We start from the raw sequence: 22,367 nt of genomic DNA, 5'->3' as shown, positions 1-22,367 counted from the left end.
AGTGACTTTGTTTACGAGCTGATAAGGCTAAATAGAAACGCTGTTATATCCTCTCATTGTATGAAAAACGAGCCTTCGAGGTGAGTGTACAGATGGTATTCGACTCCGAGAATGCATGCATTGACGACCTAGAACAGCGTTTATCTTCAGTCTGAAAGTAGTAAACCGCGATGGTTTAGTACTTTTTTATGTAGCACAGTCTTATTTACGATTGAATAGCATTAAATAGCCGAGTACAATCCCTAAGATGATATAGACGTTTTTAATGACATAAACAGCGATATGATAGTTTTGACTCATATCTTCTGCTGAAAACGGATAATCCAACTGCTTAAAACAAATAACCCCCACTATAAAAATAATCACCATTACAATGTACTTTAAAAATTTCATTTTTCTTCCTCCTTCGTTAATAATTAGCAAGCTCTGCTTCCGTGTTTACATTAATGATTTTCGCACCACTATGAATGCGTTGCATTAATTGTGCCATTGTTGCTTGTGGAACAGCTATACAACCAGCTGTTGCTGTTGCTGCTCCATTACTCACATGTAAAAAGAAAGCCGAACCGCCACCGACACCTCCATTATAGTTAATAGTGATGGCATATTGATACTGGGTCGGATAATCAATTAAATGCTCATCCGCCTGATTAGACGAACTCCGTTCCTGCCATGTATTATACTGCGGGTCATTGACGTTTGAAATCCAATAACTATTGGCTGTAATTGGTTTAAACGGTAATAGTGTGCCTGGATTCGATGTCCCGAAGGCAAACCCTAAACCATAGCTCCCTTTTGGTGTGGCACTGCGCGATTCACTTGCTTGACTTTTGTTTGTGCCTGTGTGATTTGTTTAATTGATATTCCGCTTGCAAAAGGTCAGACTTAACTTCATTAATGACATTGATTTCATGATCATTAAATAATGACCTGGCCACAAACCCTTCACTCGATATGAGCAAGGAACTGGCATCACTTTTCACATAATTACTTTTGTAGCGTGTCATTTCATTCTTTGTTGCTTCTAACAAATAAGGCTCATTTTCTGGTCGCGTTTTTCGAGTGAATCATAGGCAAACAGCGCCTCCATCAATTGATAATTAATGTCTTTGATTGTCTTCATTTCATCGAGCGGTTTTGCGGGTTCTTCTTCAACTTTCGCAAGCGAACGGAATTTTTTCAGCTCGCTATCTTTTGCCTTGCTTTCTTTTTCATTCTTTTGATTGCGGACTTGCAGAGCGTCATTACTATTCGTAACGCTAATTAAGCGACTGATTAAAAACAAGACGAATACCACAGCTATAACAATTACGACTTTGTTCTTCATTTTCTCCCTACTTTCCGGTTATACCTAAAATTGGTGCGGGGTCAATTTGTCCGCCCCATTGTTCTTTTCTAATTTCAAAATGCAAATGAGCCCCTATTGATTGCCCTGTATTGCACACTTTACCCATGACTCGACCTTGTTTCACTTCTTGAACTTTCGTTACACTGACCTCATTTTGATGGGCGTAGAGTGTCCATTCTTTACTTTGTTTATGTTCCAGCAACACCACATTACCATAATTATTAAAGCCATTACTATTACTTCCCATTCCGGCAAAAATAACCACGCCATCATCAGCCGCTTTAACAGCTGAATTCATCGGTTGTGCAAAGTCCAAGCCTTTATGTTGTTCCCTTTGACCTGTCACTGGATTGATTCAATCAACAAAAACTGAGCTTGCAATCGGATTATCTACGGGAATAATGTACTTCCCTGTGCCACCACCAACGAGATTACCACTGCTACAATCATAGTATTGGAGGATGTTTTTGAAATAATCTTTATCCCCTGGTCCTGCACCAAAGCCTGGTACGACATTTTTATAGAAGTAATAATTGGCTTCTTCTGACCATTTTCCATTGCGTTCTTTTTTGAGCCATGGGCCAAACGACGGAAACTGATATAAGACGGATGAAATGTTTACATCGCCTTCATTAGTCGGTGAGGGATCATGTCCAGCCTTAGTCGCATCGACTTTAAAGTCATTGCTGGCAAAGGTTTTAAGGTGTTTTAAACAATGTGTTTAAAACGTTTGTACCAAGATAAAATGGTACTAAACTAGTGGTTCTATCGTGAAAGAGGTAATTGAAATCTTCGAATGATTCATTCCAAAAGGACGTTCTATAAGTCCGATAAGCGCTCGACTTGTCCAACGGATTCAAACATGGATGAATAAGTTACCACGTCGGATTTTAGGATTCCAAACACCAAAAGAACTATTTTCAGAAGAAATTACAAAACTTCAGTTGTTCACAAATGAAAAAGTAAACTTACTATCATGATTTGATACGGATGGCTAACTTATTCTTGCAATTCATGATTTAAATTATTTACTTGTGATAACGTCACTTATGTTAACTATTATAAATTTGACTTCTTGTGTACATTTGTAATACAATAGAAACGTAGAACAAATGTACACAAGGAGGTTTTTTATATGAGTACCGTTACATTTAGAGTTTCTGATGAGGAAAAATCATTCATTCAATCTATGGCTGATTTAAATGGATTAAGTTTATCAGAACTGGCTAGAACTAAATTATTAGAAGGATTAGAAGATCAAATTGATATGGATTTATATAACAAAACAATCAAAGCTCATGAATTAAATGACGAAAGTATCTCACACCAAGATATGCTTCTAGAATTAGGATTATGATGGATAGAACATACACCGTTCGATATGAAAAAAATGCACAAAAATCACTAAAAAAAATAGATAAACATCAAGCTCGTCTTATATTATCTTGGATTTCTAAAAACTTAGAAGGAACTGATTCTCCTAGAATTCACGGAAAAGGTTTAGTAGGAAATAAAAGTGGTCAATGGCGATATAGAATAGGCGATTATCGTTTATTAGCAAACATAGATGATGATACTATAACTATTCTAGTTTTAGAAATTGGTCATCGTACAGAAGTATATAAATAAAAAAGACTAATTGTATAATCAAGTTATGTAGTGATCCCCAAAAGTTAGACTTTTAGGGAGTGGAGAAATCCACTCCTTTTTTTCATATCGCCGATAGTAAAATTAAGCTAGACAAATAAAAAAGTCATTTGTGCGACACTCAAAATAGTTCCGACCAAAGAATTATTAGGAGTGAAGACAAATGACCTATAAACATCTCTACACCAAATGTACTTGTAATGATAGAAGCCTATTTCCAAACGAAACAATCTGTTTTAACCGGATTGAAGAGACTAGGACGTTCAAGACAAACGATTTATAATGTCTACAATTTTTTTAAGAAAGGTTCCTCAGCCAGTGATTATTATCAAAAATACAAAGAAAATAAAACATATTGTGGCAGACGACCTATCATTTTAAGTACGGATCAACAAACTTACATTCAGAAAATGACAGCTAAAGGCTGGACACCTGATGTGATTATTGGTCGTGCTGAGATACCTATCTCATGTTCTGTTAGAACGCTCTATCGCCTATTTAAAGCGAACGACTTCGATATCACAAAGCTACCAATGAAAGGTAAACGTAAGCCAAACGGACACAACGAACGTCGCGGAAGGCAAGCATTTAAGCGTAATATTTCGGAACGATTGACTGATTATACGCAATTCAATCAAGAATTTGGACACTTGGAAGGTGATACAATTGTCGGTGTTCATCATAAAAGTGCTGTTATCACGTTAGTTGAGCGACTTTCAAAAGTGATAATCACATTAAAAGCAGCAGATATCGAAAAAGCAACGACTGCTTGGTTAAAATCTATTCCCGAACATATGTTTAAATCAATCACGTTTGATTGTGGAAAAGAATTCTCAAACTGGAAAGAAATGAGTAACTCGAATGATATCTCTATCTATTTTGCGGATCCTGGAACACCTTCACAACGCGGTCTAAACGAAAATTCTAATGGCATTTTGCGTCGAAATGGCTTCCCGAAAAAGATGGACTTTAACCAAGTTGACCAAAACTTCAGTTCAGCTGTTGCTTCAAAAAGAAATCACATCCCAAGAAAATCATTAAACTACCGGACACCATTGGAAGTGTTTTTGAGTGACGTAAATGAAGAACAATTGTCCAACTTAATTTGACAAATCATAGTTTATCTAGGATAGCTTCAAAACTTCGTCTGCTTTGTTTATTCTCTAAAACGAACTCGAGATAAGGGAAACATTCAAAAACTTCTAATTCCCACCACGAACCATAAGCAATCATATCGCCTCTAATTTCATTGTTTTTAAAGTCGATGGTGATGGAACATTCTTTCGTGGAAAGACCTGTGCGATACTCAAAATTGTATCGGTCAAAGTCGTAACTTTCGGGTGCGGTCGTTGAAATACATGTTTCACTGTAATCTAATTTCATTTTTAATCTCTCCCTTTGGTTTTTTTTGAGTAGTGTCAGATCTTTTTTCTTGCGTGTTTCTTTTTTGTCAGTGAATGAAGTCGTTTGCTGTGCTTATTAAAAAGCCCCTCTATCTTTAAAAGATAAAGGGCGACTTGTCGTGCATTTTACCCTTTTCGTTTAAAGATAGAGGGGCTATAAGCAAAAGCAGTAAACGGCTAGCACATGAAAACAGAACGACGTGAGGGTCAAGAAACACGCGAAAAAATGGGTTTTATCAAGGGATTTGTGACGGTATTTGTTACAAATCCTTTCATTTGTTGACGTTTCTTTTTTCAATTATTTGAACTTAAATGGTAAACTAAAAATGATGACTAGTTAACGAAAGGATCGTGCTTATGAAAGACCAAAGAACCATCAAAAAAGAAAAGCAACGCATGTTTATCATCTTAGGTGACCTTTACGATGAACATAAGCCTCTTGATTATAAACACCCCGCAGGTTCTAATTCAGAATGTGAAACCTGTCAACGGATCGCAAAATGCAGTGATATTATTAACAAACTTGAAAAAGAAATTGATAAACTTGAACCTAAAAAAATAAAACAAGCCAGTCTTGCTTATTACGAACCGACTCAAAAAAGAGTTCCTATCAAAGTGAATAAATTTAAAGTGTTCCATGTCCGTACAAAAGAAGGTAATGAATACTATTACCGCGTCTTGACTAAAAAAGAAGTGCTAAAAGATTTCGATAAAGACGAACTGAAACACTTGGAATTAACAGTGATCGAAGAGTCCGACTGGGATTCTATTGTTTTAGAATCAGGAAAACAAGGGTTTGTTATTTTACAAACCATTATTCGTAAAGATAAAACAGGACGGATTGGTGAAAAATCTTACTCAAATGTTAAATCAATCAAAGAGTGTACCCGAAAAGAATCGGACGATTTCATTTTCTATGATGGTGAAAATCATGAAGAAGTCATTGTTTTTTGTGAACCATCTCCTGCACAACAGACAAAAAAAGGAAACAAAATTCATATCGTTTCCAAACGAGGGTCATTTGCTATTGAACCAGAGACTTACCTCACTAAAAATGCGGTAGGACGATTGGATAGCTATGATAAAGAAGAATTCGAGGAACTTTATAATATTGCAGAGAAAAAGGTGTGGATCTCAATTTGAAAATTTCTGATTCGTCCCTATAATGAAACCTCATAGTACGTAGTATGAGGCATTTTAGTTAATTCTTATGAAAGGAAGATAATCATGCGACCAAAATATATCATTGAAGAAGAAAAACAACGTTTAATGGCTATTTTAGATGATTTACGCAGTGAACATAAAACAAAAACTTACGGTCATCGTGTGACAAAGAGTTCAGAATGTGAACTTTGTCTTCTGATTGCTACGTGTACTAAAACGCTTAACCAATTGAAAGAAGAAGCTTTTTACTACCCTAAAAAGAATGAAAAATTCACTGTGTTTCAAGTGGTGACTGAACAAGGTAAAGAATACTATTATCGCGTGATAGAGAAACAAGAAATTTTTAATTATTTTACAAAAAATGAGTGTCGTCACTTACAAATCTCTGTAGCAGACGAATTTTATTGGGATGGTGTTCAGTTGGCCACCGATAACTACGGGGCTATTCTTTTAAGTGAACTTGTTTCAAAAGATATGATGGGGTTTCTTGGTGTGAAAGATTATTCAGTAAAAGCCTCATATCAAGTATGTACGCCAAAAGAAGCCTATACATTTACACACTTTAGTGGCGAAAACGACAAAATCATTCGAGATTTTTGTCATCCTCATATCGTGGAAAGAACAAAAAAAAGAGGAAAACTACAAATTTTCGCACAAAAAGCGGCCTTTTCAATTGAGGCAAACACCTATCTAGTAAAAAATATACTTGGAGCTATCGAAGGTTATACGACAGAAGAATTTGAAAGATTGTACCACGTATCAAATAAAGAGAATAATGGAGACGCGCTTGCTTAAATACGAATAAAATTTAATGCCTGGTCTTTTAAAACACGTACATTACCGAACGATTTTCGCCTGCAGGGGAAAATAATGTTCGTATTTAAGGAGAGAAGGTATGAAAAAGATAACCATCTATACAGAAGCTCATTATTTTAAACAGGATCATGTGGCCTATGCGGGTTATGTGATTAAATACAAGGGGCATTATAAAACCCTGACAACGCATAGTGACGCGATTGATGAACAACTCATTTGTTTAGATATGCTTTGGCAAGCTGTCAGCACTTTAAAAGCAGGCTGTGATATTACTGTTGTTTCACGAAAAGAATTGCTTACAACGGATATGAGAGCGGGGACAGGCAGTAAATTATGGGAACATCTTAATAGTTTACGATTGCAACATGGCCATCGATACTCTTTTCCAACATCTCTATCTGATTCAGATAATTATTACTTAGATGCCATTCATGAGGCGTTCGCATCTAAAAAAGAAGAGAATCCTTTTTATTAATCACGATATTTTTAATTACACGTTACTACATTCATTTGAAAGCAACTACTTATGAGTAGTTGCTTTTTTATTGTAGCCATCCAATTAATGATGTGTGGCTATTTATTACAGTCAATCGTTTCTTTTCATCAACGTATATAACTATATTTAAGATACTTAAAGACTGTCTTTACGCAACGATATAGTTACTTTTTTAAAATAACTATACTTATTAGTAGTGATCTTATGCTAAAATTAGTATGTATTATCTAATAAATATATCGGGGGCGTTTTTATTGAAAAAAATAACAGCTTTATTATTTCTTTGTACCATCGTATTACTACTCACAGCTTGTGGGAGCTCAAAAAAATTAACTGACTATGTAGAAGTGAACTTTTCAGGAATTGACAGCAAAGGATCAGCATCAGCTTCTATTGATGAGGAAAAATTAATAAAAGATGTTTTTGATCTTGACTCTGTTAGTAATATTGCAGATGAAGAAGTGAAAAATGAAATTAAAAATATGGATGATTACTACAAAATTGAACTTGATAAAGACAAAAATTTATCTAATGGTGATGAAATAAAAGTAACTATCACAGTATATGAGGAAAAAACGAAAAAAATAAAAGGTGGCGAAAAAACAATTAAAGTCACTGGTTTAGATAAACCAAAAAAATTAACTAATAAAGAAGTTGAGAAAAACCTTGTTATCAACTTTACAGGTGCTAGTGGGAGAGGAACTTCAAAAATAGATAATGTATTTGACAGTCCATTAGATTCTGTTGAGTTTGAAATTAAAAATGATGGTTACTTAAAGAATGATGATAATGCGACTATTATTTTAGATAAAGAAGTTATTTCTGAATTAAACGACAATGGCTATGTGTTAGAGGATAACTTTGCTCCAAAATTTAAAGTACAACATTTAGATAACGTATTAAAAAATGCAAAAGATATCGCCAATATGAAAGACATTACACGAATGATTAATGAAGAAGTTAATAGGTCTTATGAGGATAGTCATGTAGAAGATTCATGGGGTACTCGATATGAAGTGAAAAAAGAGACGCTTATGTACCGACAATTTGATAAAGATACAGATTCTGAAAGCTCATCTTATACAATGTTTGATTCTTCAACAACAAACGGGAATTTAATAGGTGTTTTTAGTATAAAAGAATACTCTGGTGGCACTGAAAGTAAACTAGAAGACAGTTATACCGCCATAGTTGGATTTTCAAATATTATTGCAGACGACAAAAACAAAGTAAATGTAGCAGATATGGAAGCATTATCTGATGAAAAAGACGATACTTATTCGTTAGAATCTGTTCTTAAGTTGTATGAAGGTTATGGTTACGAAAAAGTGCAAGAATAACGTCTTTAATTAAATGAAAAAGTGAAAAAAATATTTTACTACAAAAAAAGCGACTCATTATTTTAAATGAGACGCTTTTCCTATTTTTAATTTAATAAAAAAGCACTTAAAAAAACTACTATGAAAGCTACTGTAGACATTGTTAACCATAAGATACCGTTATTATATAATTTGAATTTTTTTGTGCAAATTTTTGAATTGATATATATTTGAGATAATAAATCTTCTTTTATTTTTTCAGGTGTTTCATCCTCTATTTTTTGTGTGAAGTCTTTAAATTCTTGATTTCCTATAGTTTGAAAATGCATTAATGAATCTGTAATTATTTCATCTTCTTCAAATTCTTCAATATCAATTCTTCCTTTTAAGGCTCTCATCAAGAATATGAAAGATCCAATTATAAAAACTATAAAACATAGAATACTTAACAAATTTATGATCCAAAGTGAAAATATATACATGTTTTCGGAATATCGAGGAGATTAAACTGTATTAAAAAAATCATACCCTTTTATAAAAGTACTGCTAGATATAAAACCTGCAAGTAATATTCCAAGAAAAGCCAGAGCAAATGATACTTTTGTATCGCAATTATTTATCCATACACTTACACTTTCTAATTTTTTTTCTAGATATTCATTGTTTTTTCCCCCATTATAATAATCACATCCTAATTTAATATATTAATTACATCTATCTTGGAATGGCAACAGTAAATTGAACAAAAATTATAAGGGCTGTAATTTAAATTCGGTAGGCGTTAAATAACCCAATGTTCCATGAATACGGATGTTGTTAAACCAATGAACGTAATCATTTAATTCAAGTTCTAGCTGATTAAGATTGGAAAAGTGAGCTTGGTTTGCGAATTCTGTTTTAAACACTTTGAATGTTGCTTCCGCTACAGCGTTATCGTAAGGACAACCCTTCATACTTAGTGAACGTTGAATATTAAATGTTTCAAGCGCTTCATCAATCAACCGATTATCAAATTCTTTCCCTCGATCCGTGTGAAACAGCTGTATGTCATTTAAATTTGCAGAAATGCTTGCTAATGCTTCATAGACAAGACTTGCAGTCTTGTTTTCTCCTACACTATGTCCAATAATTTCACGATTGAAAAGGTCTACAAATAAACATACATAATGCCACTTTCCACCGACACGAACGTATGTTAAATCACTTACAACGACAGCTAATTCTTTTTCTTGAATGAACGCACGTTTTAACTCGTTTCTTATAAGTGCCTCATTCGAACGTGATTTTTGCGGTTTAAATTGAGCCACAGTGTAGTTTGAAACTAAACCTAACGAATGCATTATGCGGCTAATTCGGCGTCTTGATACATGTTTAGGTTCAGCTAACTTTAATAATTCTCTTTTGATTTTACGCGTACCCTAATTATTACGGCTTTCTTTGAAAATCCGTTCAATTTCTTTTGAAAATGCGATGTCCTCTGTTTTTCGCTGCGAAGTGGCATCTAAATTTATATGATAATAATAGGTGCTCCTTTTAATCTCGAGGACGGCACACATTGCTGATACCGAATAAAGGTGAGCGTTATTACGAATCACATTTATTTTCGTCCCATGATCAGCGCCGCTTGCTTTAAAATATCATTCTCCATTAGTAACCGCTGATTTTCTTTACGTAATTTATCTAGTTCTATTTCATCTTCTGTTCGATTATCTTTAGCTGCGAACGAGCCAGTAGCTTGAGGATTTTTAATCCATTTATCTAATCCCGAAGGGGTTAAATCATATTCACGAGCAATATCAGCACGTGACTTTCCATTTTCATAAAGCTTCACCATTTGCAGTTTAAATTCAGGCGTAAATGTTCGACGTTGACGTGGCATAGTAGCACACTCCTTTTTATTAGTAGTCTTAGTTTACAAGCCCTCATTTATTCTGTCTAACTTAGTGTAGCCTATCCATTTTACCCTTTTCGTTTAAAGAGAGAGGGGCTATAAGCAGAAGCAGTAAACGGCTTTGTTCACTAAAAAAGAGAGGCAAATAAAAAAGATGACCGCACTCAAAAAAGAGATGATTTTAGTGTTCTTCTAAAATCATCAATAAAAGACAAACAGCAGGTTTGTCTTTCCATAGGAGAATTATCTAAACAATTCCCTTTTCGAGTCATGCTTTGAAAGACTTTATGTTCCTTGAGTTTATCACTGTATCAATCTTTTTTACAAGTTATAGATTGCGTTTAAAAATACACCTAAAAAAAGGCCGTGTATAAAATATACACAGACCTTAAATCTATTCATAAATTTAAAAAAGTTGTAATTTTCTAAAAATAAAAACAAGCAAAAACACTGTTGAAATTACACTTGCTGAAAACAAGGTATATACCAAACCCTTACTTTTCGTTTTTGAAGCAGACATGAGATTATTTGATACTAAAATCCATAAAATCATAGAAATAATTGCTGAAATAAACATACTATTATACATATATATCACCGTCCATATTTTTATACGTTCTAAAGATTTGAACCTCTCGTGACTTCAGTCATGAGAGGTTCAAAAATCTTTAACCCTGTTTATAAACTTTTCCCCATCAATAATTCCTTTTTTGTAAAGCTCCTCGGCAGTTGTAAAAGATTGAGTATAACTATCTGAAGAACGTGTCAATAAAAAACTGCGTTCCTCATCTACTCTACTAATCCACCATTCTTCATTTTTGTAATCAAAACTTATTTCTTGACCTTCTTCTATTGCTTCTTGGAATTTTTCCCATGTGTTTTGATCCATTCTTTTTCCTTCTTTCTGTTACTAATACCAAGTATTTTTTTTCGTCCATTTTCCGTTTACATTATGCCAACCATGACGGTGTGGAACTTTAGGGTGTTTTTTAGCGTTACCATGATTTGTATAATGAATATCTACTTCTGCTTTACCATTTTTTCCGTAATATCTTCGTATATCAACCTTACCATTTTTTATAAGGTCTTTAGACGAATAAGATTTAGATACTCTAGAAGGTAAAGACCTAGTTTTCTTAGTAACCTTTATAGTTGTGTGTCTATTTTTAACTTTAATCCCTTTTTTCTTGGCAGTATTATAGAGTTTAGCAGGTGTACTTTTCGCACTCTTATTTTTCTTAGCAGGCGCTTTCCCTTTTTTAGCAAAGTGTTTTTTGATCGTTTGATAGGCCCAATGTCCAGCACCAATGGTAACACCACCAATAACGATAGCACCTGTAGCAGCTAAAGCTACTTGACCAACTCCAGGTATAAATACTCGTTTTCTTTTGTCGTATAGTTTGGTGTTTCTTTGTCGATTTGTTTGTTAGTCTTTTTGTCGGTCTTTTTTCTGACTTTCCCTTTTATATAGGCTTGTCCTTTTGCATTTATCATTATTATATTTTTGTCGTTTTTTGTCGTATAGTTTGTCGGCAAAAACTTAATGTGATATTGAACTGTTTGTTTGCTGACATTCAATTCTTCTGCTAATTCTTTTATGGTTTTTTCGCTCATCGTTTTCACCTCGTGTGACTAATTAGTAAGTTAAGTGTATCATTTTTTGCTCGTTGTGCAGGTAGGAACTCACACTAATTCGACCGACTTTTTGAAAAAGAGTTGGGGTGTTGAACTATAAAAAGGAGGGTCACTCTACAGAAAAAGGGTGTGCTACAAATTTAGCAGGTTAAGGGGAAATGCTATCAACCCTTTGGAAAGCTAGGCAGTGCCTAGCTTTGTAGTGATATCAAAACATTGTGAAAAAACATAACTTTTACAGCCCCTGCCATAACAAAAACATAACGTGTATGGCGGAAATACATAACCCCCCATAAAAGCCCCATACACGTTATGGCACTTTTTCAGTCATCGCCATAGCTTTTACAGCCCTTGTATGGCGGTTTTACAGTCGCTGCCATAGGTTTGACAGCTTTGAAACAGCCGAATTAACAGTGAAACCATAACATTGACATAACCTCTTTTGAAACAGGCGATTTTCACAAAGTAGAGGGTCCGGTGAATTTTCGATTTGGAGTAGACAGGATCGTTCTTATCGAGTTAAAAATCACCTTCAAAAAAGAGGAAAGGGTTGGTTTGTCCTCGAAAAAGGCATACAGGATTTATGCGTACAGGTGCGTCCTAGGGACGAGAGAAAACCGGTTAGAACAAGGGTGTATAAAGCACGTATGGGCGATGATAGGCAAAAAAAAAGAAAACCGCGTCAGAGAGGGAATCTCAGACACGGTTAAGGTTAACATAATGCGACTTAAGGGAAGTTACACCGTATATTTATAAAGTATGGTTGTTCTGAAAAAATGTAACGCGAATCCTTAGTTTGAGTATTTGTTAAAGTTAGTATGATTATATACAGGTGTTTCTAACAATGCTAAAAAAATTTAAACAGTTTTGTGTTACTATAATAATAACAATTAACTTTAGGGGATGATTTTTTTGTTTGAATATAAAGATATATACAAATTGATGTGTTTATATGTGTTTACTGTTATTTTCAGCTATTTTATAAAAGGAAATTATACTATAAAAGAAGTTGTATTCAACTTAATCATTGTAACTGTGGCATATGTTTTTGCTTCTATATTTAAAAATAAATGAAAACATTCGGAACGCTGATGCGTTTCGATTTTTTGATTTTTCACATATACGTTGTATAAAACAGTATGCTAGAAAATGCAAATCGCTTTTTTTTTTTGCCTTAGAGCGACAAGGCTTAAAGACCTCACATACCTAACAATTCCGTGCCGAAATAGTTAGGTATGTATCAAGTAAAAGAATGAACTCATTTTCGCTACGCTCAAATCGTTCCTAAAACCATAAAAAAAATAATTTTTTTATTTAAAAAACAAATTTTTTTATTCCACGATAATCAGATTGCCTGGAAAGATGGCGAACTAATTATCGTTCCATACCACGGTTTCGCTTAGGTGGATTTTCACGATTCTCGATTCGTTTTACTTCACTATCTTCTACTCGGTCTTTAATCAGCTCAACAAACGTTTTAAACGTCCTAGAATCGCTTACAAACGCTTTTAACCATGTTACTTCACTTTCTAAATCCCGATTCTTTGCTTTCAATGATTGAATTTCTTTATGAGCAGCTTGAAGCTGCTTAGTCAAATTTTTTCGTTTGCTTTCTCACATTAAGAGAACTAACATCAAATTTCATGTCTCTAATTGCTTCGCTCATTTGAGCTTTCACATTAATTTTTTCATCCAGTCCCGAAAGCTCACCTTGCTTTTCAAGCAGCTGCGATTCAATTTCTTTTAATTCCTGTTCCATCGTCATTTTTTTAAATATCTGCATTTCGATATGTTGACGGTTCAGCCCTTTTTCGCCACGCTGCAAGTCAAAGCCATGCTTATTGATTTCTTCTGCAAAATGGTCTTGTATCCACAATAATTCTGCACGATTAAAGACGTTTTTACCTTGTAGCTTTCCATCACGCATTGGCACAATGCCAACGTGCATATGTGGTGTTTTTTCGTCCACATGAACCATCGCATACGCTATATTTTGTTTGCCATAGCGCTCCGCAAAAATGTTCAAGATTTCCTCAAAAAATTTCTGACGCTCCGCTTCAGACAACTTTTCAAAAAATGGGGAATCGGACGTCACCAATAATTCATTGACTAGTACCGCCATCTTTCCTTGTCTTTCTCGAACCTGTCTTTTGCGATTCAATAATTTCACTTACTCGTTTATTAAAGTCAATCGGTTCTTCGTTGACCAAATCATAATTTTCATGCGAACGGGTTTCATCAATATCAAAATTCGTTCGGCTTTCTCGTTCTCGTGGGTGGTGAAACTGCATGCCTTTTAAAGCGGGTGATTTTATCTTTTGCATATGCACGACTACATAACTCATGGTGTCATCACTCCTATTTTCATAGTACTAAATAGTGCAGCGGTTACAGCGATTACGGTTCCCAACTTCCATGTAAAGTATATCACACTATACTTTACGTCCGTAAAGGTGTGCTTTGCCGAGGGCTAGTCGGGCAGTCGCCCGAGCCGGAAACGTGCTGGAGCGCACATGGTTTCCGACAGGTCAAAAGCAAAAAAGTAGTTGGCGATCTACCGCAAAATGCGGTAGGCCACCAACTACTTTTCTAAAAATAAAAACATTCCCAAACAGCGCTTTGGCTGCGTTATTGACTTGTAATAAATAGATAATCACTAAAAATATTTTCTCCATTTTATTTTGCCTGTAATCGTATGTATTAATTGTTTACTAGAAATCTTATAAGCTTTCATAGCATACTAATCCAACTTCTTTTGTCTTAATATCATATATGCAAATAGAGCTACTTAAGAGCACCTCTATTTGCATATAGATAATTTGTTAATCGATTCTCTTAATCATCTTTTAACCTAGATTTTTGATTGTATTTTTAATATCTGGACTTTCACAAATTACCGAAATCACCGCTACACCATCTGCGCCACTTAATCGAACATGGCGAGCATTTGATTCATCAATGCCACCAATTCCTACAATCGGGAAATCCGAATACTGCCTTCTTGCCCTAATTAAAAAATCTAGTCCCGCAGGTGGTTTAGCGTCAGACTTTGATTTTGTTGAATAAATTGGACCGATTCCTACATAATCAGCCCCTTGTTGTATAGCAAAAGCTAGCTCTTGTTCATTGTGTACAGAAACGCCTACAATTTTATCCTTAGCGAGTGACCGAAATTCAGTAATGGCTGTGTCATCTTGCCCTACATGAATTCCATCAGCCTCTATTTTCAAAGCCAATTCAACGTCATCATTCACAATAAAAGGCACATGATAGGCTTTACACAGTTTCTGACAAGCCATTGCAAAATTTTCATAAGCTGCACCCTTTAAACGCCCTTCGCCTTTTTCACGCAATTGGAAACACGTGATCCCTGCTTGTAACGCTTTTTCTAACGTTTCCAGTGGTTCCGTACTGTTTTGTGACCCCATTATAAAATAAACGCCCAATACATTACGGTTCATGTGTCATTACCTCGCATTTCCCTTGAACTTGTTTATACGCAAAATGATTCGTCGGTCCATGCCCTTTTCCGATATGTAAGGGGTGACTAATCGCTAAATGAATAAACTTTTTCGCTTCGATGATGGCTTCTTGTAAAGGGAATCCTTTTGCGAGTAACGCTGTGATGGCAGCTGAAAACGTACAACCTGTTCCGTGCGTATCCTTTGTATCTATACGAGGTGTCGCGACACTGAATTGCCCACCTTTCCAAAATAGTATATCTGTCGCATGTAGTCCTTCAAGATGTCCACCCTTCATGACAACATACTGTACACCTAACGCTAGTAAATCATTTGCTGCTGCTTGAATATCTTGTTGCGTTCGAATCGTTCTACCCGTCAAAACTTCCGCCTCTGGTATATTCGGTGTACACATAAAGGCAATCGGCATCAATTGCTCTTGCATCGCACGAACCGCCTGTTGTTGCAATAAATTGGCACCTCCCTTTGCAATCATGACAGGATCGACAATTAAGGGAATAGACGTATTTTTTAAAACATCGACAACACCTTCAATGATTGTTGCATCAAATAGCATACCTGTTTTGATTGCTTTCACATCAAAATCAGTAAGAATTGCTTGTAACTGTCTCTGTACAAACGATGATGTTATAGGCGAAATCCCATGCACACCTAGCGTATTTTGTGCAGTCAATGCGGTAATGACCGATGTGCCAAACACACCTAATTCCTGAAATGTTTTTAAATCGGCTTGAATCCCAGCACCGCCACCGCTATCTGAACCTGCTATTGTACATGCAATCATATGCTTCCCTCCGCAACTAATTCTAAATAGTTCAGCACATTTTCTTGCATCGTGCCAATCGCTCCGAAAGCCCATTCGCTTATTTTTTTATATTCAATTAACACCTGTTCCAAATCTGTTAATGGCTCTGTACTACTTGCCAGTAAAGCTGCACAAATCGCACTCAGCAGACAACCTGTACCTGTCATTTTTGTGATTTTTTCATGACCACCAGCAATTTCACATACTTGTACACCATCTGTTAATACATCTTTCTCACCTGTTACGATGACGAAACAACGGTATTTTTGTGCAATATACATGGCTGTTTGTTTCACATCCATGGCGCCATGCCCACTATCTACACCTTTTGATACCCATTCCACACCAGCAATTGCTGCGAGTTCTCCTACATTACAACGGATTAATTGCATTTGAATTTGTTGGAGTAAATCAAGCGTAGTTTTTGTACGATAAGCTGTTGCCCCTGCACCAACAGGATCAAATACAACGGGTACTTGATGCTTATTGGCACTTTGACCAGATAGTCGCATCGAAGAAATCGTCTGTTCATTTAATGTCCCAATATTTAGTAATACGCTATTTGCCTTACTTGCCATTTCCATTACTTCTTCTTGTGCATCCGCCATAACAGGAGATGCCCCAACTGCGAGTAGACCATTGGCTGTAAAATTTGCGACGACATAGTTCGTGATGCAATGGACAAGCGGTTTTTGTTGATTAATTTTTTGCAGGCTCATTATGATACACCCCCTCAATCCAATCTTGTTTCGTCCAAGCCATTTCCCAAAACTGCCACTCATAATAACAACTCTTCTTAAAATGTGCTTCTAATACTGTTTCTTTCAGTGACTGCTCCGATGCGAATCGATTCATCATCTTTTTTTGCTGGTCAATCGTATCTTTCATTTCATCTGAGCCATATACAGCAATCCACTCTGCATATAATGGAATATCTGGCGATGCGTATTTTAGTTTTTGCCCAATTTCTTGGTATAGCCATGGACAAGGCAAAATGGCTGCGAATGCTTCTGCTACATCTCCTGTAAAAACAGATTGATACATATGACTGACATAATTATAGGCAGCTGGTGCTACCTCAAATTGTTCCATTTCCTCAGCCGTTACCCCTAAATCCTTAAACGTTTTACGATGCAATTCTAATTCAGCCTCGTGTATAAATTTGGCTGTTTCTAAAAAATACTGAACGTCTTCATCATTTGTTGCTTTTGCTGCTGCAAGTGCTAATACTTTTGTATAATGCTTCAAATAATAAGCATCCTGAAGCATATAAAACTTAAACTTTTCTAATGGTAATGTGCCATCTGCAATCCCTTGTACAAATGGATGGTCAAAACTCGCCTCAAAATAAACGTTCATTTCCTTCCTTACCTTTTCACAAAACTCCATACATAGTCCTCCTTTAAATGGTGGACGTAAGCGCAAAAAGGCGCCTCTAAAATAGAGACGCCAAAAAAGGGTAGATTACACCACTAATTGCTCCCTACGTCAGTGTTAACTGTCAGGTTCTAAGGGTCAGGTTTTAACCTTCTCAACACCGAAGTGTCCCCCCGCAATTAAAGTATTTGCAAAAAGAAAGGCTCCACGTAAAAATACGCAGAGCCTAAGTAAGTACAAATTTATCATTCTTATGTACTTTGCTCCCTACGTCCGTATTAACGGTCAGGTTCTAAGGGTCAGGTTTAACCTTTTCAACACCAATGTGTCCCCCTGCAAATGCATTTAATTAGTTTTAGTGTATCAGAGTGAATGAATTTTAACAAGCTTACCTAAAACAAGTACAATACTCAAAATTATCATAAACATTCCCAACACCGCTTTGGGAACATTCAAGCCCTACTTTATTGTTGTCATAATTAACAGCTCCTTAGTTGTATTTTTCATTTTTGCATCGGTCATAGATAGCTCTTATATCACGTATATACATTCTTTTTTCGGTTCTGTTGCAAAGTTTTAAACGATCCTTCAAATAAGGTATAATAATAGAAAAATAAACTTGGAGGAACGAAAATGAACCATTTTAAAGGGAAACAATTTCAAAAAGACGTGATTATTGTGGCTGTTGGTTATTATCTTCGCTATCATTTAAGTTATCGTGATGTACAAGAACTCCTTTCTGATCGTGGTATTGAAGTTTCTCACACCACCATTTATCGATGGGTACAAGAGTATGGTCCTATCATTTATCAAATATGGAAAAGAAAGAATAAAACAGCCTGTTACTCTTGGAAAATGGATGAAACATACATCAAAATCAAAGGGGAATGGCATTATCTTTACCGTGCGATTGATGCCGAAGGCACTACTTTAGATATTTGGTTACGAAAAAAACGAGATACACAGGCTGCTTATGCTTTTTTCAAACGTTTAAGTAAGCAATTTGGAGAACCAAAGGTGATTGTCACGGATAAAGCTCCCTCTCTTTATAGTGCTCTAAAAAAATTAAAAGAGAAAGGATTCTATCTAAAAACCGAGCATCGGACCGTTAAATACCTGAATAATTTGATTGAACAAGATCATCGCTTCATAAAAAGGCGGAATAGATTGTATCAGAGTTTAAGGACGACTGCTAATACGATCAAAGGGATAGAAACCATTCATGCACTATATAAAAAGGGCCGAAAAGAAGGTAATCTCTTCGGCTTTTCCGTCTGTCTTGAAATTAAGGAATTATTAGGACTTCCAGCTTAATCAATCATAATAGAGAGAAAGAGCTTGTGTCACTTAAAACTTTGCAACAGAACCAATGCGACCAAGCGAACAAAATAGAGGGTCAAAACGTTGATTTAACAACATTTACACGTTGTGAATCTTGTGACATTTGGCTGTTTTTTTTGTGACATATGTTACAAAACGTTGAAATGAAACAAAAGAGTAAGGATATGTTAAAATAAAAGAGCTTAAACTGTCGCAAGTTAAGCTATATGATTATAAAGAAACACAGTCATCTCGTGAGAGACGGCTGTGTTTTTTTGTGATTTAAGAACGATCACGTGTCATACAGGAATTATACGAAACGGTGATCAGTTTTTCATTTGAAAACGTTGCTGTGACAGCGATGTATAAGACGTGTATGGGTGATTGTGGGCATGTGTGTTCTAAAGGCTGTTAGAATGGGTTTCTCAGACATGGTTTAGTTAACCTAATTAGCCATTATGAGAAGTTAATCTGCATATTTATAAAAATGGTTCAATTATATGTGAATTTCTTAAGCATCTGAGTTCGTGATTTATTTTTCGTGTCCAGCAACTTTTTCGAACTTCAGATAACTTATGTAATACGGTCAGTTTATAAAAGATTTCAATTGGTCTTTATCAGTATCATATGTTGTTATTTTACCGTTGGATATCTTAAATAACGCAGGTACAGTTTCCAACTTCAAAGTATCTATTATCTTTTCGAAATTTTCATTTTGTAATTCTTTTTGTTTATTGCTATCTAAATAAGAAAAATTGATACTTTCAGTTCCCATGTGTTTTGATAATTTCGGAAGGAATTCTTGACAATACTCGCAGTCATTTCGTCCGATATAATAATACCCATCCCTTTTTTTATTGATGGAATCAATGAATGAATTTGCATTAATTTCAGTAATTCTTTTTTCTGTCTTTAGTTTATCTATACTATTATCGTAGTCAGTTATGGCATTGCTTTTTTTAGTCACTTTCAAATGGAGTAGATTTTTCAATGTTTTTGTATCTTCAGAATTTATTTTTTTGTTTTTTGTATCTTTAGAGTTGCTAACAATTAAAAAATCTCCATCAAACCATATTGACATAACTGTTTCAAGGGTACTTTCTTCCAGGTTGCTAATATGAATTATATAATCTGGCGCTGTTTTTACTTTTTTGCTTGAAACTTTACTATTTTCAATAATTTTCAATAACTTTTGTATATCTTCTTCTTTAGTTAGTTTGTTTTTTTCATCAAATTTAATGCCGTTACTATCTTCTACTCCTACTTCTAGTACTCTTCCTTTAGAACATCCTATTAAAAATATAACTAAAATAATTGCTAAAACTATTGTTTTCTTCACATTAATTCCTCCCAATATAGTTTAGCAACATCTTTTAAACATGATGTTGCAATGTATAACCGTTCCGTTTATACTATAACTAATTATATATGTATGCGCTATCATAGTAAACATATAATTAATATTTTAGGAGGATAAATTATGAAAAAAAGAATTGCAAGTCTTGTTTTATCTTTAGTAATGTTATTTTCTATTTTTAGTGTCGTATCTGCGGATGCCAATGAACCTGAAGTTAAATTCGAACCACAATTAGTAAATGAATACTATAACAACGAAGGTTATTTGGTAAGTGAATTTTCAGATTTACCGGATAATTTCGTTACAGATTCTGAAGGGAATATTTTGAAAGAAAATGCACCGACTCTTAGAAGTGGATGTGCGCTAAGATATAGTTATAAGACGATAAAAACAGAAAAAATAAAAAATAATAAGTTCATATCTAACCATCCAGGATTTAAAAAATGGGATAAAGTTAATGGGTATTATTTTAGTACTAAAAATTCAAATTATTCAGTTGGATTAAGTGGTTTTGGTGTTAGTGTATCTGCATCTGTTGCCGCTCCAGGTTCAGGGACATTTATTTCTGCTTCTGCTAAAAAGTGGTCGCGCCCAGCAATATATGGTGATGCATATAAAACTACTAAAACAGTAACTGTTACTAATCCGTGTGGAGCTAATAAAAAGTATAATAAAAATTATTACACTACTAAAAAAACGTATAATAAAGCTATATATAAATAAATTAAAACCACCAATCTAAATTTAGATTGGTGGTTTTAATTTTATATCATTAGATTATTATAAGATAGAGATACCATTGTTTTAACACTGTTGCTTTGGAATGGCAACAGTAAATTGAACAAAAATTATAAGGGCTGTAATTTAAATTCGGTAGGCGTTAAATAACCCAATGTTCCATGAATACGGATGTTATTAAACCAATGAACGTAATCATTTAATTCAAGTTCCAGCTGATTAAGATTGGAAAAGTGAGCTTGGTTTGCGAATTCTGTTTTAAACACTTTGAATGTTGCTTCCGCTACAGCGTTATCGTTAGGACAACCCTTCATACTTAGTGAACGTTGAATATTAAATGTTTCAAGCGCTTCATCAATCAACCGATTATCAAATTCTTTCCCTCGATCCGTGTGAAACAGCTGTATGTCATTTAAATTTGCAGAAATGCTTGCTAATGCTTCATAGACAAGACTTGCAGTCTTGTTTTCTCCTACACTATGTCCAATAATTTCACGATTGAAAAGGTCTACAAATAAACATACATAATGCCACTTTCCACCGACACGAACGTATGTTAAATCACTTACAACGACAGCTAATTCTTTTTCTTGAATGAACGCACGTTTTAACTCGTTTCTTATAAGTGCCTCATTCGAACGTGATTTTTGCGGTTTAAATTGAGCCACAGTGTCGTTTGAAACTAAACCTAACGAATGCATTATGCGGCTAATTCGGCGTCTTGATACATGTTTAGGTTCAGCTAACTTTAATAATTCTCTTTTGATTTTACGCGTACCCTAATTATTACGGCTTTCTTTGAAAATCCGTTCAATTTCTTTTAAAAGTGCGATGTCCTCTGTTTTTCGCTGCGAAGTGGCATCTAAATTTATATGATAATAATAGGTGCTCCTTTTAATCTCGAGGACGGCACACATTGCTGATACCGAATAAAGGTGAGCGTTATTACGAATCACATTTATTTTCGTCCCATGATCAGCGCCGCTTGCTTTAAAATATCATTCTCCATTAGTAACCGCTGATTTTCTTTACGTAATTTATCTAGTTCTATTTCATCTTCTGTTCGATTATCTTTAGCTGCGAACGAGCCAGTAGCTTGAGGATTTTTAATCCATTTATCTAATCCCGAAGGGGTTAAATCATATTCACGAGCAATATCAGCACGTGACTTTCCATTTTCATAAAGCTTCACCATTTGCAGTTTAAATTCAGGCGTAAATGTTCGACGTTGACGTGGCATAGTAGCACACTCCTTTTTATTAGTAGTCTTAGTTTACAAGCCCTCATTTATTCTGTCTAACTTAGTGTAGCCTATCCAATATTCGTTGTATTATATAGAAAACTAGTTCATGCAAACAAACCAACCAACTATTCTACACCTTTATTATAACGAATACAGATGTTTGGTTCTATAATTTGAAAAATTGATAATATCGAATCCGATTCACTTAACTGAGTTAAGTGAATCATCTCTGAGTGGAAATGGTCTATCAATTCTTTTTATACGCAAAAAAAGAACCCTCTCACACTCCGAAAAGTGTTGGGGTTCTAAGTATACCGGCGGTCGGG

The 22,367-nt window shown here is 35.0% G+C and carries 21 protein-coding genes, 5 pseudogenes and 2 riboswitches; of the genes and pseudogenes, 9 read left to right on the top strand and 17 right to left on the bottom strand.

The genetic code is table 11. From position 1 onward, the window contains the following. Nucleotides 1-201: 201 nt before the first annotated feature. From ACJYYY_RS01750 to ACJYYY_RS01735, 4 genes and pseudogenes are all read right to left on the bottom strand, one after another. The gene (locus tag ACJYYY_RS01750) at nt 202-393 is read right to left on the bottom strand and encodes a hypothetical protein (protein ID WP_035314592.1); all 192 of its coding nucleotides are present in this window, start codon (nt 391-393) and stop codon (nt 202-204) included. Nucleotides 394-409: 16 nt separating this feature from the next. After that, nucleotides 410-796, bottom strand: a pseudogene (locus ACJYYY_RS01745) (S-layer protein); the annotation flags it as partial. A 228-nt stretch (nt 797-1,024) separates the two neighbouring features. Continuing rightward, on the bottom strand, nt 1,025-1,327 hold the full coding sequence (locus ACJYYY_RS01740; RefSeq protein WP_035314597.1) for a hypothetical protein: 303 nt from the start codon (nt 1,325-1,327) through the stop codon (nt 1,025-1,027). A gap of 7 nt (nt 1,328-1,334) precedes the next feature. Further along, nucleotides 1,335-1,694 carry a M23 family metallopeptidase gene (locus tag ACJYYY_RS01735; protein WP_232217936.1) on the bottom strand — a complete coding sequence of 120 codons (360 nt, stop codon included), beginning with the start codon at nt 1,692-1,694 and terminating at the stop codon, nt 1,335-1,337. Nucleotides 1,695-2,483: 789 nt separating this feature from the next. Here ACJYYY_RS01735 and relB point away from each other — a divergent pair. The 3 genes and pseudogenes from relB (at nt 2,484) to ACJYYY_RS01720 (ending at nt 4,104) form a co-directional block, all read left to right on the top strand. Continuing rightward, complete coding sequence (gene relB, locus ACJYYY_RS01730; RefSeq protein WP_035314599.1) at nt 2,484-2,705, top strand: type II toxin-antitoxin system RelB family antitoxin; 222 nt, start codon at nt 2,484-2,486, stop codon at nt 2,703-2,705. Beyond that, nucleotides 2,705-2,977: a type II toxin-antitoxin system RelE family toxin gene (locus tag ACJYYY_RS01725; RefSeq protein ID WP_408869029.1), complete on the top strand. Its 273-nt coding sequence runs from the start codon at nt 2,705-2,707 to the stop codon at nt 2,975-2,977. Before relB ends, ACJYYY_RS01725 begins: the two co-directional genes overlap by 1 nt. A gap of 181 nt (nt 2,978-3,158) precedes the next feature. Next, a pseudogene (locus ACJYYY_RS01720) lies at nt 3,159-4,104 on the top strand (IS30 family transposase). 4 nt (nt 4,105-4,108) lie between these two features. Here ACJYYY_RS01720 and ACJYYY_RS01715 read toward each other — a convergent pair. Then, nucleotides 4,109-4,378 carry a hypothetical protein gene (locus tag ACJYYY_RS01715; protein WP_035315522.1) on the bottom strand — a complete coding sequence of 90 codons (270 nt, stop codon included), beginning with the start codon at nt 4,376-4,378 and terminating at the stop codon, nt 4,109-4,111. A 377-nt stretch (nt 4,379-4,755) separates the two neighbouring features. Here ACJYYY_RS01715 and ACJYYY_RS01710 point away from each other — a divergent pair, with 377 nt between their 5' ends. The 4 genes from ACJYYY_RS01710 (at nt 4,756) to ACJYYY_RS01695 (ending at nt 8,214) form a co-directional block, all read left to right on the top strand. Further along, nucleotides 4,756-5,541, top strand: coding sequence for a hypothetical protein (locus tag ACJYYY_RS01710; protein ID WP_408869028.1), 786 nt, complete (start codon nt 4,756-4,758; stop codon nt 5,539-5,541). Nucleotides 5,542-5,625: 84 nt separating this feature from the next. Then, nucleotides 5,626-6,357, top strand: coding sequence for a hypothetical protein (locus ACJYYY_RS01705; protein ID WP_035315526.1), 732 nt, complete (start codon nt 5,626-5,628; stop codon nt 6,355-6,357). 100 nt (nt 6,358-6,457) lie between these two features. Continuing rightward, a complete protein-coding gene (locus ACJYYY_RS01700; RefSeq protein WP_035315528.1) occupies nt 6,458-6,853 on the top strand; it encodes a hypothetical protein in 396 nt (131 codons plus the stop codon). Nucleotides 6,854-7,128: 275 nt separating this feature from the next. Beyond that, nucleotides 7,129-8,214, top strand: coding sequence for a hypothetical protein (locus ACJYYY_RS01695; RefSeq protein WP_408869027.1), 1,086 nt, complete (start codon nt 7,129-7,131; stop codon nt 8,212-8,214). Between the two features lie 86 nt (nt 8,215-8,300). Here the strand turns inward: ACJYYY_RS01695 and ACJYYY_RS01690 are convergent, their stop codons facing one another. From ACJYYY_RS01690 to tenA, 10 genes and pseudogenes are all read right to left on the bottom strand, one after another. Beyond that, a complete protein-coding gene (locus ACJYYY_RS01690; RefSeq protein ID WP_408869026.1) occupies nt 8,301-8,675 on the bottom strand; it encodes a Pycsar system effector family protein in 375 nt (124 codons plus the stop codon). Nucleotides 8,676-8,942: 267 nt separating this feature from the next. Next, nucleotides 8,943-10,072 (bottom strand): annotated as a pseudogene (locus ACJYYY_RS01685) (IS3 family transposase). 670 nt (nt 10,073-10,742) lie between these two features. Then, nucleotides 10,743-10,973 carry a hypothetical protein gene (locus ACJYYY_RS01680; protein WP_035315555.1) on the bottom strand — a complete coding sequence of 77 codons (231 nt, stop codon included), beginning with the start codon at nt 10,971-10,973 and terminating at the stop codon, nt 10,743-10,745. A 461-nt stretch (nt 10,974-11,434) separates the two neighbouring features. After that, nucleotides 11,435-11,698, bottom strand: coding sequence for a winged helix-turn-helix domain-containing protein (locus tag ACJYYY_RS01675; RefSeq protein WP_051457049.1), 264 nt, complete (start codon nt 11,696-11,698; stop codon nt 11,435-11,437). Nucleotides 11,699-13,093: 1,395 nt separating this feature from the next. Beyond that, on the bottom strand, nt 13,094-13,315 hold the full coding sequence (locus tag ACJYYY_RS01670; RefSeq protein WP_035315560.1) for a hypothetical protein: 222 nt from the start codon (nt 13,313-13,315) through the stop codon (nt 13,094-13,096). 43 nt (nt 13,316-13,358) lie between these two features. Next, a pseudogene (gene mobV / locus ACJYYY_RS01665) lies at nt 13,359-14,064 on the bottom strand (MobV family relaxase); the annotation flags it as partial. Nucleotides 14,065-14,565: 501 nt separating this feature from the next. Next, nucleotides 14,566-15,180: a thiamine phosphate synthase gene (gene thiE, locus ACJYYY_RS01660; RefSeq protein WP_035315561.1), complete on the bottom strand. Its 615-nt coding sequence runs from the start codon at nt 15,178-15,180 to the stop codon at nt 14,566-14,568. Then, the gene (thiD, locus tag ACJYYY_RS01655; RefSeq protein ID WP_035315563.1) at nt 15,170-15,985 is read right to left on the bottom strand and encodes a bifunctional hydroxymethylpyrimidine kinase/phosphomethylpyrimidine kinase; all 816 of its coding nucleotides are present in this window, start codon (nt 15,983-15,985) and stop codon (nt 15,170-15,172) included. Before thiD ends, thiE begins: the two co-directional genes overlap by 11 nt. Then, on the bottom strand, nt 15,982-16,725 hold the full coding sequence (gene thiM / locus ACJYYY_RS01650) for a hydroxyethylthiazole kinase (RefSeq protein WP_035315564.1): 744 nt from the start codon (nt 16,723-16,725) through the stop codon (nt 15,982-15,984). The genes thiD and thiM overlap by 4 nt, the downstream gene beginning before the upstream one ends. Continuing rightward, nucleotides 16,706-17,395 carry a thiaminase II gene (gene tenA / locus ACJYYY_RS01645; RefSeq protein WP_035315566.1) on the bottom strand — a complete coding sequence of 230 codons (690 nt, stop codon included), beginning with the start codon at nt 17,393-17,395 and terminating at the stop codon, nt 16,706-16,708. The genes thiM and tenA overlap by 20 nt, the downstream gene beginning before the upstream one ends. Nucleotides 17,396-17,469: 74 nt before the next feature. Continuing rightward, nucleotides 17,470-17,568: riboswitch (TPP riboswitch) on the bottom strand. Nucleotides 17,569-17,630: 62 nt separating this feature from the next. After that, a riboswitch (TPP riboswitch) is annotated at nt 17,631-17,728 on the bottom strand. A 288-nt stretch (nt 17,729-18,016) separates the two neighbouring features. On the opposite strand from tenA, the gene ACJYYY_RS01640 reads away from it, so the two are divergent. Beyond that, a complete protein-coding gene (locus tag ACJYYY_RS01640) occupies nt 18,017-18,697 on the top strand; it encodes an IS6 family transposase (RefSeq protein ID WP_035315567.1) in 681 nt (226 codons plus the stop codon). Nucleotides 18,698-19,289: 592 nt separating this feature from the next. On the opposite strand, the gene ACJYYY_RS01635 is transcribed toward ACJYYY_RS01640, so the two are convergent. Continuing rightward, nucleotides 19,290-20,042, bottom strand: a complete 753-nt coding sequence (locus ACJYYY_RS01635) for a hypothetical protein (protein ID WP_408869025.1) — start codon at nt 20,040-20,042, stop codon at nt 19,290-19,292. Nucleotides 20,043-20,183: 141 nt separating this feature from the next. Here ACJYYY_RS01635 and ACJYYY_RS01630 point away from each other — a divergent pair, with 141 nt between their 5' ends. Further along, the gene (locus tag ACJYYY_RS01630) at nt 20,184-20,783 is read left to right on the top strand and encodes a hypothetical protein (RefSeq protein ID WP_408869024.1); all 600 of its coding nucleotides are present in this window, start codon (nt 20,184-20,186) and stop codon (nt 20,781-20,783) included. Nucleotides 20,784-20,908: 125 nt separating this feature from the next. Here the strand turns inward: ACJYYY_RS01630 and ACJYYY_RS01625 are convergent. Continuing rightward, nucleotides 20,909-22,038: pseudogene (locus tag ACJYYY_RS01625) on the bottom strand (IS3 family transposase). Nucleotides 22,039-22,367: the final 329 nt, after the last annotated feature.

This window comes from Brochothrix campestris, assembly GCF_046058945.1.
Classification (GTDB): Bacteria; Bacillota; Bacilli; order Lactobacillales; family Listeriaceae; genus Brochothrix; species Brochothrix campestris.
The sequence above is the reverse complement of the archived record's forward strand: the minus strand, read 5'-3'. Positions and strand labels throughout refer to the sequence as shown.